The 13831-nt window shown below is 57.9% G+C and carries 13 protein-coding genes and 1 tRNA gene; 7 read left to right on the top strand and 7 right to left on the bottom strand.

Annotated elements, in window-relative coordinates; all coding sequences use genetic code 11:
• The first annotated feature begins 265 nt into the window (after window positions 1-265).
• The 3 genes from WBG04_RS01540 to WBG04_RS01530 all read left to right on the top strand — a co-directional run bounded on the left by WBG04_RS01540 (window position 266) and on the right by WBG04_RS01530 (window position 2594).
• Entirely contained in the window at window positions 266-1105 is an 840-nt protein-coding gene (locus WBG04_RS01540) for an RNA recognition motif domain-containing protein (protein WP_424312580.1), read from the top strand.
• A gap of 71 nt (window positions 1106-1176) precedes the next feature.
• Window positions 1177-2082, top strand: coding sequence for a tRNA (adenosine(37)-N6)-dimethylallyltransferase MiaA (gene miaA / locus WBG04_RS01535; protein ID WP_424312579.1), 906 nt, complete (start codon window positions 1177-1179; stop codon window positions 2080-2082).
• A 110-nt stretch (window positions 2083-2192) separates the two neighbouring features.
• Window positions 2193-2594, top strand: a complete 402-nt coding sequence (locus tag WBG04_RS01530; protein ID WP_424312578.1) for a Minf_1886 family protein — start codon at window positions 2193-2195, stop codon at window positions 2592-2594.
• A gap of 21 nt (window positions 2595-2615) precedes the next feature.
• Here WBG04_RS01530 and WBG04_RS01525 read toward each other — a convergent pair whose 3' ends face one another.
• The 6 genes from WBG04_RS01525 to WBG04_RS01500 form a co-directional block, all read right to left on the bottom strand.
• Entirely contained in the window at window positions 2616-3359 is a 744-nt protein-coding gene (locus WBG04_RS01525) for a purine-nucleoside phosphorylase (protein ID WP_424312577.1), read from the bottom strand.
• 66 nt (window positions 3360-3425) lie between these two features.
• Complete coding sequence (locus WBG04_RS01520) at window positions 3426-3917, bottom strand: Dps family protein (protein WP_424312576.1); 492 nt, start codon at window positions 3915-3917, stop codon at window positions 3426-3428.
• Between the two features lie 57 nt (window positions 3918-3974).
• Window positions 3975-5795, bottom strand: coding sequence for a sodium:solute symporter family protein (locus tag WBG04_RS01515; RefSeq protein ID WP_424312575.1), 1821 nt, complete (start codon window positions 5793-5795; stop codon window positions 3975-3977).
• A 15-nt stretch (window positions 5796-5810) separates the two neighbouring features.
• The gene (locus tag WBG04_RS01510) at window positions 5811-6077 is read right to left on the bottom strand and encodes a DUF4212 domain-containing protein (RefSeq protein ID WP_424312574.1); all 267 of its coding nucleotides are present in this window, start codon (window positions 6075-6077) and stop codon (window positions 5811-5813) included.
• Window positions 6078-6285: 208 nt separating this feature from the next.
• Window positions 6286-7206 (bottom strand): 2-dehydropantoate 2-reductase, encoded by a 921-nt coding sequence (locus WBG04_RS01505; protein WP_424312573.1) that lies wholly within the window; start codon window positions 7204-7206, stop codon window positions 6286-6288.
• 1 nt (window position 7207) lies between these two features.
• On the bottom strand, window positions 7208-8062 hold the full coding sequence (locus WBG04_RS01500) for a histone deacetylase family protein (RefSeq protein WP_424312572.1): 855 nt from the start codon (window positions 8060-8062) through the stop codon (window positions 7208-7210).
• A 480-nt stretch (window positions 8063-8542) separates the two neighbouring features.
• Between WBG04_RS01500 and hflK the strand changes: the two genes are divergently transcribed.
• Complete coding sequence (hflK, locus tag WBG04_RS01495) at window positions 8543-9511, top strand: FtsH protease activity modulator HflK (RefSeq protein ID WP_424312644.1); 969 nt, start codon at window positions 8543-8545, stop codon at window positions 9509-9511.
• A gap of 3 nt (window positions 9512-9514) precedes the next feature.
• The gene (hflC, locus tag WBG04_RS01490; RefSeq protein WP_424312571.1) at window positions 9515-10510 is read left to right on the top strand and encodes a protease modulator HflC; all 996 of its coding nucleotides are present in this window, start codon (window positions 9515-9517) and stop codon (window positions 10508-10510) included.
• Window positions 10511-10519: 9 nt separating this feature from the next.
• Here the strand turns inward: hflC and WBG04_RS01485 are convergent, their stop codons facing one another.
• Entirely contained in the window at window positions 10520-11524 is a 1005-nt protein-coding gene (locus WBG04_RS01485) for an AEC family transporter (protein WP_424312570.1), read from the bottom strand.
• A gap of 77 nt (window positions 11525-11601) precedes the next feature.
• On the opposite strand from WBG04_RS01485, the gene uxaC reads away from it, so the two are divergent.
• Together uxaC and WBG04_RS01475 are read left to right on the top strand one after the other, a co-directional pair.
• Window positions 11602-12996, top strand: coding sequence for a glucuronate isomerase (uxaC, locus tag WBG04_RS01480; protein ID WP_424312569.1), 1395 nt, complete (start codon window positions 11602-11604; stop codon window positions 12994-12996).
• 211 nt (window positions 12997-13207) lie between these two features.
• Window positions 13208-13283, top strand: a tRNA-Lys gene (locus WBG04_RS01475).
• Window positions 13284-13831 lie beyond the last annotated feature (548 nt).

The following is a 13831-nucleotide window of genomic DNA, read 5'->3' as shown; positions in this document are numbered from 1 at the left end:
CCCCAGACCGTAGCTTCCCGCCCGTCGGGACCACTTCGGATCCTTGAAAATTGGACGAGATTCCCCGACTATCAATACCGGGTCGCATGCGCCGCCCCCGGGTCTTTCAGGAGAACCCACCGTCCCGCTTCGCCAAGGTCGGTTTTCCCCGGCACCAAAAAGCCGGAAGATCCGCCGGGATAGCCAACCGCCGTTCAGTAACATCCAACGGGATCACTGCTCGCGGAAACCGGACCGCATGGACCCGCCAAACAGTAACAAATACATGTCAAACGAAAGATCCGAAAGATCAGATAGCCCGGGCAACGGCGGCCAACGCCGACGCTCACGTGGCGGAAGAAATAGAAATCGCAACCGCCGTAACAACCAAGACGGTAGCCCCCGCAACGATAACCGTGAAGGTGGTCAAGGCGGCAGGCGCGAAGGCGGTCGCGGCAACACTGATGGAAACCGAGATGGTGGACAAAAGCGCACTCGCGAACGCCGCCAACCGAAACCGGTGCCGCTCACCTGGTGGGAGAAAGTCCTGAAGGCATTCGGCCTCTACAAGGAGCCAGTCCGCCCACCACGCTCGAGCAGCAGCGCTCCCAAGTCCAACACCCGCGTCGCCAAGACAAGCTCGGACGATGCTCCGGAGCCAAAGCCTAGGAGCGAACGCAAACCGCGGAAGCCACGGAGTGACAACGAGGAACACCGTGAACGCCGCGTCCCCGAAAACGTTGTCGTCGAGTCGAACCGACTCTACCTCGGCAACATGTCGTATGACGCGACCGAGAACGACATCGAAGAACTCTTCAAGGGGATCGGAAATGTCCGCCGCGTCGAAATCGTCTATAACCGCCAGACGCACCGTTCCAAGGGCTATGGTTTCATCGACATGATGAACAAGGAGGAAGCCAAACGTGCTGTCGAAGTACTCCACGACCAGTTTTTCATGGGGCGTCGTCTCGTGGTGAACGGGGCCAAGTCACAAGGACCTGCCGATGGAGAAGACGAAGGCGATACCCAAGAAGTTGAGAAGAAGGAAGAGGCAGCCGAAGCCGTCGCTCTCAACATCGAAGAGCCGATTGCAGCAGAAACTCCTAACGAAGAGAACAAGAGCTGAGCCTGTCCGCATGATTTCGCGCCCCGCCCGCTTGTTCGGGCGGGGCGTTTTTTGTTTCCTCACGCCATTCGATGGAATCCATCCCGATCATTTATCTCTGCGGCCCGACTTCTTCCGGCAAGAGTTCGCTGGCCACGGATCTAGCCCAGCGGCTGGGTGGCGAAGTCGTTAATGCCGATGCTTTCCAGCTCTATCGTGGCCTTGAGGTCCTGACCGCCGCTCCCACCACCGATGAAAAGGCGAGCGTCCCCCACCACCTCTACGGCATCCTCGGGCCCGAGGACACCTGCGATGCCATGCGCTACCGTGGACTTGCCCTTCCGGTCATTGAGGAGATCCAGGGGCGTGGAGCGGTTCCGATCGTGACGGGTGGATCCGGCCTTTACCTCAAGTTTCTCACCCACGGCCCCTCACCCCTTCCATCGGGCGATCCCGCCTATCGGGAGACGCTGGCGCCGCTTTCGCTTCGAGAACTGGCGGATCGCTTGCAAGAGCTCGACCCCCTCGAAGCTTCGCGCACCGACCTTCAAAACCGACGCTACCTCACCCGCGCCATCGAAATCTGTGAACTCAGCGGACAGCGCTGTTCGGATCTGCGTGATCGATGGGCAAGCCTCACCCGCGAGGTTTCAGCCGGGCTGCGTGGACTTTTCATTCAGCGCGAACGTCCCGACCTCCACCAGCGGATCAATCAGCGCACGGAACGCATGCTTGATCAGGGTGCCATCGATGAAGTTTGCCGCCTGGCTTCCGCCTCGGAAACCTTCGAGAAGGCGATCGGTTTCCGGGAGATCCAAGATCTGCTTGCTGGGAAAATAAACCGCAGCGAATGCACCGAGCGGATTCGCGCCGCCACCCGGCAGTATGCCAAGCGTCAGGAAACCTGGTTTCGCCGTGAGCAATGGTTGAAGCCACTTCACTGGCCTCCCAACAAGGAAATCCCCTTGGATAGGGCCATGGAACTCCTTGGCTACTAGGCGGTCTCTTTTCCTCCAAGAGTCGAATCTCGGCTCACCTGGCGCATCCTCCACGATGAGGGCATCGATCAGGTTTTGACGAGTCGGCAATCTGAGTCCAAAATACCTCCATGCAAGCCGCGCAGTTCGAACACGCCATCGAGAGTATTCTCAAGCGCGACAAGCGATTCGATCCCCATGCCTATCTTTTTCTGAAAGACGCGCTCGACTTCACCCTCAAACGCGCCGCGGAATCCAATGATGGGCGCGCGCGGCATGTCTCCGGTCAGGAACTGCTGCTCGGGTTTCGCGATCTCGCCCTGCAGGAGTTCGGCCCGATGGCCGGCACCTTGATGAGCGAATGGGGTCTCAGTGCTTCCCGCAACATCGGCGAGATGGTCTTCCTCCTGATCGAGGAACAAATGTTTGGCCGCCAAGACTCGGATCGGATCGAAGACTTCGAGGACGTGTTCGATTTCGACGAGGCATTCAGGCTACCCTTTCTTCCTGAAACCCAGAAGGCACGCGGTTAGGCGATCGTTGATCGAATCCTCTCAGGACCTTTCGGCAAACAGGCCTTCAAGCAGCCTGACCATCTCATTGGCGGCCCTCTTGCCGCTTTCCATCACATCATGATGGTCAAGAGTCGCACCGGGCATTCCGGATGCCCAATTGGTGAGGCAGGAAAATCCCAGAACCCGAATGCCCAGGCTGCGGGCTTGGATTGCCTCAAGCACCGTGCTCATGCCAACAGCATCCGCTCCCATGGTCCTCAACATGCGCACCTCTGCAGGCGTTTCATACTGCGGTCCTCGTAGTCCCGCATACACGCCCTCACATAATGCGATCTTGAGTTTCTCTGCGGTCTTCCTGACGGCTTCCCGCCACTCCCCGTGATAGACTTCACTGAGATCGACAAACTCTGGCCCTCCTTCGAGCGGTGAAGTTCCCGTGAGGTTGAGGTGGTCGCTGAGCATCATCCACGACTCCGTCGGAAACTCAGCATTCACCGAACCGGCGGCATTCGTCAGAATCAATTCGTCGGCTCCTTGCTCCTTCATCCATCGAACCCCTGCCGTGACGGCCTTCGCCGTGTGTCCTTCATACAAATGCACCCTGCCCTGCATCACGATCACCTCGCGCCCCGCGATCTGACCCAGTAGAAAGCGTCCTTCATGACCTGGGACCGACGACTGCGGCAGACCTGCTTTTGAGAAAGGAATCTGCTCCCTAACCGCCACCTTCTCAGCCAGGGATCCGAGCCCCGATCCCAATACCATGCCTGTCACTCCACTCATGAGGACATTGAAGCCCCTCCTTCCCCTGATGGCACTCCCAAAAAATCGCAACCTCCGTAAAGGATGCTAGCCCAGGTAAGCCTTCAGCATCCAGACGGTCTTCTCATGAACCTGCGTGCGAGCAATCATGAGATCTTCGGTTTCATCATCTCCGGCGTCCGAAGCGGCCTGCCGTGCCTGTTGAAGACTTTCAATCACCTTCCCGTTGGCCATCGCCAGATGATTCACCATCGCCTCGGCCGGAACATCCTCAGCCAACTCCTCCATGCCTGAAAGCTTCGCCAAATGGCTCAATCCACCCGGCGCCAGGGCACCCAGGGCTCTGATCCGTTCGGCGATCTCGTCCACGGCCACAAAGAGCTCGGTATACTGCTGCTCGAACGCGGTGTGGAGAGCGAAGAAGCCAGGTCCCCTCACGTTCCAGTGGCAAAGATGCGTCTGACCCAGGAGGGCGTATGAATCAGCAACAACCTGGCGCAAGGCTCCAACAACTTTTTCTGAATTCGACATGTCGTCACTTAACACAGGTAAACCCTGATGCAAGATGCAGTTCTTCACCCGTCGGGCCAAGACGAATGGGATGGAGGCTATGTCCCTCCCTATCTCGGAGCATCGTCAGTGGTGCGACGCATCAGCAGCACCGCTGGGGATGTGGATGCTGGCGACCATGTCCTGAACCTCTTGTGGCGGCGCTGGAGTGAAGGAGCTGACCGCGAAGGACACCGCGAAGTTGAGGAGCATGCCGACGAAGCCGATGCCTTCCGGTTCGATTCCGAACAATAGGTGCTCCTTATGGCCCCCCAGGAATTGGAAGTAGAGGATGTAGCCGATCGTGAAGGTGATGCCGACAAGCATGCCAGCCATGGCTCCCTCACGGTTCATGCGCTTTGAAAAGATCCCGATCAGAAGGGTTGGGAAAAACGAAGAAGCCGCCAGTCCAAAGGCGAAGGCTACGGTCTTGGCGATGAATGCGGACGGCGGGTTGATTCCGAAATAGGTGGCCACCACCAACGCCATGAACGAGGCGATGCGGGCGTAGCTTACTTCTTCCTTATCGCTGAGCTCCGGCTTGATGATCTTCTTCATCAAGTCGTGCGAAATGGAGGTGGAAAGCACGAGCAACAATCCGGCGGCAGTGGAAAGCGCGGCGGCAATGCAGCCCGCCATCAACAGCGCGATCACCCACTTCGGCAGGTTCGCCATACTCGGGTTCGCCATGACCATGATGTCATTTCCAAACCAAAGCTCGTTCGGATTCGACTCATCGGCTTTGTTGGCTAACAGCCGTTCGCCATTGACTCCAACGCGCTGATCCTCCGGTGCGTCGTAAGCTGGATAGGTCGGTGCGGCACCCTGGAATACAGTGGCCGTCCCCGCTTCCGATTTCGCCGGGCCGAAGTACTGGATTTTTCCGTCATTATTCTTGTCGACCCAGGCCATCTGGCCTGTCGTTTCGAACTCCTGAAACCACGCGGGTGCTTCAGTGTAGTTCGTGCCGTTGAGCTTCTGAATCAGGTTAACCCGGGCGAAGGCGCCGATGGTTGGAGCGGTGAGATAGATCACTGCGATGAACAACAGTGTCCAGCAGGCGGAGGTCCGCACCGCCTTGACGCTTTTCACGGTGAAGAAGCGAACAATGACGTGAGGCAAACCGGCGGTGCCGCACATCAGCGCTGCCGTGATGCAGAACATGTTCATTGTCGAAAGTTTTCCGGACGTGTACTCCGCGAATCCGAGTTCGGTATTGATGCTGTTTAGTTTTTCGAGAAACGGAACGGTCTCGGGGCCGGCCGTGAAGTTCCCGATGAGGCCGAGCTGCGGGATGAAATTGTTTGTCAGTGCGATCGCGATGAACACCGCGGGGATGGTGTAGGCAAAGGCCATGACACAATACTGCGCGACCTGAGTGTAGGTAATGCCCTTCATTCCCCCGAGGCCGGCGTAAAAGAAGACGATGGTCGCCCCGATGATGACTCCGGCAGGAATTCCGATGCCAAAAAGCTGGGAGAAGACCACGCCGACACCGCGCATCTGCCCCATGATGTAGGTCATGCAGATGAAGATCGCGCAGACAACCGCCACCCCGCGGGCAAACTTCGAGTAGTAGCGGTCACCAATGAAGTCCGGCACCGTTGCTTTGCCAAATTTCCGAAGGTACGGAACCATCAGGATGGTCAGAAGCACGAAGCCACCAGTCCACCCCATCAGAAACCGCGACGCGTCGTAGCCGCTAATGGCGACGGTTCCGGCCATCGAAATGAAGGTGGCAGCAGACATCCAGTCCGCGGCGGTGGCCATTCCGTTGGCGAGAGGAGAGACACCGCCGCCCGCCGTGTAGTAATCGGTGGTGGAGGCAGCCCGGCTCTTGACCGCGATCCAAATATAGAGCGCGAAGGAAATACCGATGAAAAGGAAGTTCAGTTGGTCTTGGGTCATCTGAATAGGTTTTCGTTATTTGCTTTCCGAGTAGCCGTGCTTGGCATCGAGGCGGTTCATCAGGAATGCATAGACAACCAACAGAAGGATAAAGCTGATGATCGATCCCTGCTGGGCCATCCAGAAACCAAAAGGTGCGTGACCAATGGGCGGGGCGTTCGCGTCCAACCAGTCGCGGAACAGGATGCCACAGCCGAAACTGACCGTGAACCAGACCGCCAGCAGACACAGCACAATTCGCAGGCAGGCCCGACGATGGGCCACAGGGTGATCGGATTTCATCAGCACAGTATTTGGGTTTTAGTGAAATTTTCGCGGCAGAAACCCGGAGCCAAACAGTCGTTGTGGGACGGATTCAAGCGTCTAGGTCTCGCGACGCTAGCTTTCGCCCCCAGCATTCCAAGATTTTCCTGAGTCCTCAGGCAAGAGACGGGACGGCTGATCCCGGTAATCGCCTGTTCATCGGTGGCCCTGAATGCTCCTGTCCGGATTATTGTAGTTTGCCGATCCGTTTCTGAATCCGGGCTGCCAGCGATTCCATGTGCGGAACTCTTGCCCCGGCCTGCAGAGCTTGTTTCAGTGGCTCTCCCCAGATGGCATCGAACTCGACTTCCCGCCCTTCGATATAGTCGATCATGCTTGAGGGTCGATAGGCGGCCATACTCCTCGTCCGGTTGATCTCGAAATCGATCACATCGGGGTCGATTTTATGACCGATTGCTTCAGCGGCGGTGACCACATCGCTCATGATGGCCCGCACTTCGGCTTCGATTCCGGAGTCGGCGAGGAGCTTGTCGGTGGTGACGCCACCTTCGGCGATCGACAAACCGTTGAAAGGGATGTTCCAAACAAGCTTTCGCCATTGGGCCTCTTTGAGATCACGGGAAAGCTCGGCGGGAATATTGGCAGCCTTGAAGCGCCTGACCAACTCACTGGCACGGGGGCTATCAGGCTGTGGCTGCCACTCGCCGATCGTCACTTTGCCGCCGGCGGTGTGTCCAACATGACCTGCGGAGAGTCGGTTGAGACAAACGAAACAAAGTCCGCCGAGGACGCGATCAGGGCCGACGACCTCTGATATCCGCTCACAATTTCCCAGACCGTTCTGTAGAGTGAGCACCTGCGTGTTCTCGTGGCACAACGGCGGAATCACCTCTTCAAACAAGGGGTTGGACGTCGCCTTCCAAGCAACAATGATCAGATCGACGGGACCCATTTCCTGGGGAGATCGAAAGATCCGGGCTCCGGTCAAATGGGCGTCGCCATGAATGCTTTCGAGGTGGATTCCGTCCGCTTCGACCGTGTCGTAGTCCGAGCGCAGCAGAAAAGAAACCTTCTCCCCGTTCAGTGCAAGTCGCGCCCCGTAGTAGAGACCCACCGCACCGGCGCCGATGATGGCAATCCGCTCCATTTCAGAGCCCCCGGTATTCGTGCGCCAGTTGCTTCGCCATCTTCACGGTGTTGCGGTGGATCTTTGCCGTGAACTCGGTTTGACGGTTAAAGCCGCCGCCATACAACACGGCGACCGGAACCTGATTGCCGAGGAAGGCGCGCAACAGCACCTCATCGCGACGTGCCAGGTCCTGAACCGTCAGATACATCTGACCGAAGCGGTCGTTCTGGTGGTTGTCCGCGCCGGCCACCCAGATCACCAGGTCGGGTGAAAAGATGTCGAGCGCCGCTGCCAAGGAACTGAACAGTTGCTTGAGATACATGCCCCCCTCGACATAGCGCACGGTCTCGACATCCATCGAGCTGTCGACCTTGTCGTCGTCCGTGAACTGACCGACGTGGATCGAGTAGGTGAAAACCCTCGGGTCATCCCCGAGAATCGCCGCGGTGCCGTTGCCGCGATGGGCATCCGTGTCCACGACCATCACGCGAATACCCGGCTGCCGCATTTGAAGATCCCGAATGGCTACGGCGATATCATTGAAGACGCTGTAGCCTTCCCCATGGTTGCTGAACGCATGATGGGTGCCACCTGCCAGGCAGACAGCAACACCCTCGGCCAGAGCCGCAAAGCAGGTTTGGCGGGTGGCTTCGACCTCGGTCGCACTGCGCTGATAGAGCTGCGGCGATATCGGCAAGCCCAAGCGCAACTGGGCTTTGGCATCGAGTTGGCCACGGTAAATCGTGGAAATGTATTCCGGAGCGTGCACCGACTGCAACACGTGGTGCGCAGCCTGACCGACTTCAATCACTTCTTCAGGCCTGAGAATCCCGCCTTCCAGCAGCATGTCCTTGGACTCCCGGAATTTTTTCATCGGGAAAGGATGCCCGGAGGGCAATTCCAGCTCGAGGTTCTGTGAATAGAAGCAACGCATCAGCTCCCGCTACGCAATCACACCAGCCCGCCCTTGCCTAAGCAAATTTTTTCGAGCTGGCGTCCCATCTCTGAAGTCCGGTGGTGTTCGTTGATCCTCAGCGAACAAGCGGGCTACCGAAACTTCTGGCATCCGGGATTCAAGCCGCCAAGGCCCGGAACTCCGGGCGAAAGGAAGCCTGCGGTCTCTCGATTGCGGGTAGGATGCCACCCGTGAAGGCCCACTTGCCGCCCTCCTCCGCGCCGTCGGACCAACTCCCAGAGCTTCGATTCCAATAACAGTTCGTCATTCTCCTAGCGCATGTCGAGATCCTCCGTAAGGGTCCCACCAAATCGATCCAGCACTCCACCAATGAACAACTCATTCGACCCACCTGATTTGCCCCCGCGTAACGTCCAACAGTTTCCGCAGCTCCCGAAGATGCCCGGATTCCCCAAGCTCCCCTTTCCGCCAAAGTTTCTGCTCGTTTTCCCGGCGCTCCTCCTGCTGCTCATCGGTGCTTGGAGTTCCTTCTACACGATTCAGGCAGAGGAAGAAGGGGTCGTCCTGCGATTCGGGAAATACAGCGACACCGTGAACAGTGGTCTCCATTTCAAGATTCCCTTCGGAGTGGACCAGGTCATCCCCGTCGCCGTTCGCCGCCAGCAGAAGCTGGAATTCGGTTTTGGTACGGATGGAGCCACCAGCCGTTGGCAGGTTTCCGATCGCTCCGAGTGGCAGCTTGCGCGCGAAATGGTTACCGGTGATCTCAACTCCGCCCTCGTCGAATGGGTCGTCCAGTACCGGGTTGATGACCCCAAGGACTACCTCTTCAACGTGCGTGATCCCGATGGAACCCTCCGCGATGTCGCCGAATCGGTCATGCGAGAAGCCGTCGGCGATCGCACCGTCGATGAAGTTCTGACCATTGGACGACAGGATATCGAAGCCGAGTCGCTGCAGAAGCTCAAGGACCTCACCACGAAGTACGGCATGGGTCTGACCATTGACCAGGTCCAGCTCAAGGACGTCAATCCGCCGCGCCCCGTGCAGAGTTCCTTCAACGAGGTCAACGAAGCGCAGCAGCAGAAGGAAGAGGCCATCAACATCGCAAACGGGCTCTATAACCGGGCGGTCCCCAAGGCTCGTGGTGAGGCAGAGCGGGCCATCAGCGATGCTCAGGGATACGCCACCCAGCGGATCAACGAAGCGGAAGGCGACGCCGCCCGCTTTAATGCTCTCTACTCAGAATACGCCAAGGCGGCCGACATCACCAAACGCCGTCTCTACCTTGAAACCATGAGCGACGTCGTTCCACGCCTTGGAAGAAAAATCATTATCGACGAGGAGGCGAAGCAGATCCTTCCCCTGCTCAATCTCAACGACACCTCCAACCTTCCCATCAAATAAGCCATGAGCACCACCAAGAAGACCACTTTCGGATGCCTCGGTATCATCGCCCTGCTCATCGTTCTGATGGTCGCTTCCGGATCATTCTACACGATCAATGAGCGTCAGCAGGCCATCGTCACCCAATTCGGAAAACCGATCGGAGAACCGGTCGTGGAAGCGGGTCTGAAATTCAAGATCCCCTTCGTTCAAAAGGTCAACATCATCGAAAAACGAATCCTCGAATGGGACGGCCTCGCCAACGAAATGCCGACCCGCGACAAGACCTACATCCTCGTGGATACTTTCGGCCGCTGGCAAATCGACCAACCGCGTGTCTTCTTCGAGCGTCTCCGCGACGAGCGCAGCGCGATCTCCCGGCTCAACGACATCCTTGGCAGTGAAACACGGAACACCATTGCCAAGCATGATCTCATCGAGGCCGTCCGCACCACCAAGGACCGCGAAGCCCTTCAGTCCGAGGAACTCGTCGAGGCGGATCGCACCGGCAAGGTCGGTGTGCTGAAATCCATCAGGCACGGTCGCACCAAGCTCGAAGAAGAAATCCTCAGCAAGGCTGCTCCCAAGCTCAGCGAGTTCGGGATCAAGCTCCTCGACATCCGTTTCAAGCGCATCAACTACAACCCCTCGGTCCAGCAGCGGATTTTCGAACGCATGATCAGCGAGCGGAAGCAAATCGCCGAGCGCTTCCGATCCGAGGGAGCCGGTGAGGCCGCCAAGATCCAGGGAAATATGGAAAAAGAGCTACGGGAGATCGAGTCGGGTGCCTATCGGACCGTCGAGACCACCAAGGGTGAGGCCGACGCCGAGGCCACCAAGATTTATGCCGATGCCTACGGTCAGACAGCTCAGTCCGCAGAGTTCTACGACTTCACTCGTACTTTGGACGTCTACCAGTCCGTCCTCGGGAAGGACAGCACGCTGATCATGACGACGGATAGCGAACTCTTCCGCCTCCTGAAAACCACGGAAGCCAAAGCGAGCAGCACCGCGCCATAAGTCGTCAGGCTAGATTCCAACAAATGCCCTGCCCCAAAGAAGAATCAGGGGCAGGGTGATCAGGCTGAGGACCGTTGTGGCGACGACGATTTCAACGGCGACCGCTGGCCGCCCACCGTAGAGCTTGGCGAGAAGAATGGGCGTGAGGGCTGCCGGCATGGCCGCCTGAACGATCAGCACCTGCTTCAGCGCGAGCGGTGCCGGAAGGTATTTTGCAGCCAGCAGCATCACGGCCGGGATAAGCGCCAGACGCAGAACCGAACTACCGAGCGAGGTCTTGAAGCTCGGCCGCTCCGTCCCGATCAGATCCATGATCACCGCACCGGTCACGAAGATCGCCACCGGGAATGCTCCCGCACCCAGCCAACTCATCGTAGTTCGAAGCACCCCCTTGACGGGTTCTCCGCCGTCAACCGGCACCTTCATCCCATCCCAATCCAGCGCCACCATCAACAGCCCCGTGACCACCGCCACCACCGGCCCGTTGACCAATCGCTTCCAGGGGATCTTGCGGTCGCCTGAGATCAGCATCACGCCGACCGACCAGATGGCGAGTTCGACACCGAGATTGTGGACGAAGAGCATCGCCATCGCACCGGTCCCCACCCACAGCTGCTGGACTACCGGAATCGCCGTGTAGCCGAAATTCTGCACCCCTGATGCGACCGCGAAAGTCCGTCGCCCGTTGCCCTTTTGGTAACCCAGCAAACCGGCAACCAGCCAGGCCAGCAGGAAACCCGTCACCGTGATCAGGAACCCCATGCCGATCCCCCAGCACACTGAAACCGGGTCCTTGACGCTCTCACTTCCAAGAATGTTGTCCCAAATGAAGCAGGGATACATCACATGGAAGACGAGGTTCAGAATACCATTGTCGTTCTCCCGCTTCGTCATGCCGAGCCGCCGCAAAGCCGCGCCCACAATCAGCAGCAGATACACTGGCATCACCTGCTCAAGAATTCCGCCAGCACCTTGCACGCGATCACCCTCATCACCCTCCTGTCCAATATCCAAGGCCAAAAACGGGATCCCTCCCATTTCGCCCGAGCTAATCCCTTGACGCCCTTACCCGTTTCCTTGGAAATCAACCCATGCCCTACCCGGATACGGATTTCCTTCTCTACTCGCCCACCGCGCGTCGCCTCTACCACGAAGTCGCCGCAGACGAGCCGATTTACGACTACCACACGCACCTTTCCCAGCACCAGATTGCCACCAATCATCGCTGGTCAAATCTCGCCGACATCTGGCTTGCCGGCGACCACTACAAATGGCGGCTGATGCGGGCAAATGGCATCGACGAACGTTCGATCACCGGCGACGCCCCACCGCGTGAAAAATTCCAAGCCTGGGCGGAAACGGTTCCCTTCACCCTGCGCAATCCGATCCACCACTGGACCCACCTCGAGCTTCAGCGCTATTTCGATATCGACCTGCTGCTCAGTCCCGACACCGCCGATGTCATTTGGGAGGAGACCAACGCCCGTCTTGCCGATGACGATTTCTGCGTTCACGAGATCCTGCGGAAGTTCAAAGTCAAAATGGTCGGCACCACCGACGACCCCGTTGACCCGCTCGATGACCACCTCGCCATCGCCGATTCCGACCTTGAGACCCGCGTCTGTCCGACCTTTCGGCCCGACAAGGCCTTCGCGGTCGATCATCCGGAAAACTTCAATGCGTGGATCGACAAGCTGGAAGCCGTCACCGATACCGATATCTCCCAGATCGACGATCTCCTGAACGCCTTGCAACGGCGTCACGATGACTTTCATGCCGCCGGTTGCCGCCTTTCCGATCACGGTTTCGATTCCTGCCCCGCCCTTCCTTGTGACGATGCTGATGCCTCGATCATCTTTGAGAAGGCACGCAGTGGCAAAGCAGCCAGTGGCGAAGAGCGGGAGAAGTTCTGCTTCTATCTGATGCTCTTCCTTGGCCGACTCGATGCCGCCAAAGGCTGGACCAAGCAGCTCCACCTCGGACCGTTCCGCAACGTCAACCCCAGCGGTTTCAAGAACCTCGGGCCTGACGCTGGATTTGATACCATTGGAGACTTCTCCCAGGGCCGCCCATTGATTACCTACCTTGGAGCCCTCGCCGAGCGGGATTCACTCCCGAAGATCATTCTCTACAACATCAATCCCTCCGACAACTACCTGTTTGCCGCCATGACGGGTGCCTTCCAAGGAGGTGCCATCCCAGGCAAGATTCAATTTGGATCCGGCTGGTGGTTCGCCGACCAGAAGGAGGGAATGGAAATGCAGCTCAACGCCCTCTCCTCCACCGGCTTGCTGTCCCGATTCGTGGGCATGCTCACGGACTCACGCAGCTTTCTCTCCTTCCCCCGGCACGAGTATTTCCGCCGAATCCTCTGCAATCTCATCGGCAGTGAAGCGGACAAAGGCGAGCTTCCCGACGATTTCGAAACACTGGCGGATCTGATTCGAGCCGTCTGCTCAGGCAATGCCTCGACCTTTTTCAAATAGCGTTGCTGCGTGACCCTTCTCGAAGCCTGAAAAGGGGGACCGAAAGTCTGCCAAGACACCCCGGAGGAAACCGAAAGAAGATGCCGAGGAGGTGCCTCACATGCAGAGGCCTTGCCCGGCCGACCCAGAGTGCTGCTTTCCACGGATTTTCCCCTTGCCATGGCCACGCCTACGACTAGTTTTTTCGTCCATCTCTGCGGTAGCGGAAAATGCCTCGTTAGCTCAGTTGGTAGAGCAGAAGACTCTTAATCTTTTGGTCCTAGGTTCGAATCCTAGACGGGGTACCACTTTTGAACCAGTTGGTTGGGGCGCTTGAAGCCCCGCCGGGTCACTTTCCTCAGGCGGCCCTTCGTTTTCCTCTACCCGCCCGATCCTCCCCGCTGTCACGGAAACAGGCGACATGACAACTGCGTTCGACCCGCTAGATTTCTCACGTGGTTCGGTGAATTCTAAAACCTTCCGTCAGAGATCCAGTCTCAGACTGGAGCTTTGACCATTGGAATATTTCTCGGAGTTAATGGGTTATCTCTGGAAAAAGGAGCCCGCTGAGCAATTGCTCAGCGGGCTCTACTCTGATCCCGGCCACACTCTCACCCGTAAAAATCCGTCACCCGTAAAAATCCGATGATCTCAATCCTTCCTCCATCCCTTTGCATCCCTCGTAGCTTTCCTTCTAAACTCGCAGGGACGCTTTGCTTGATCGGCTCATTGAATTCGCTCGCGGCCCCGGTCTGAGATGCAACTGATTTTTGGACCGATATTTGGTTAGTTTAGCGTGTTGAATGAGGCCTCGAACTGGGCCGGGGTGCGGTAGCCGAGGGAAGAGTGTTTGCGG

Origin of the sequence: Haloferula sp. (assembly GCF_049672945.1) — a bacterium.
GTDB lineage: Bacteria > Verrucomicrobiota > Verrucomicrobiia > Verrucomicrobiales > Akkermansiaceae > Haloferula.
This window is presented reverse-complemented; position numbering and strand designations above follow the sequence as displayed.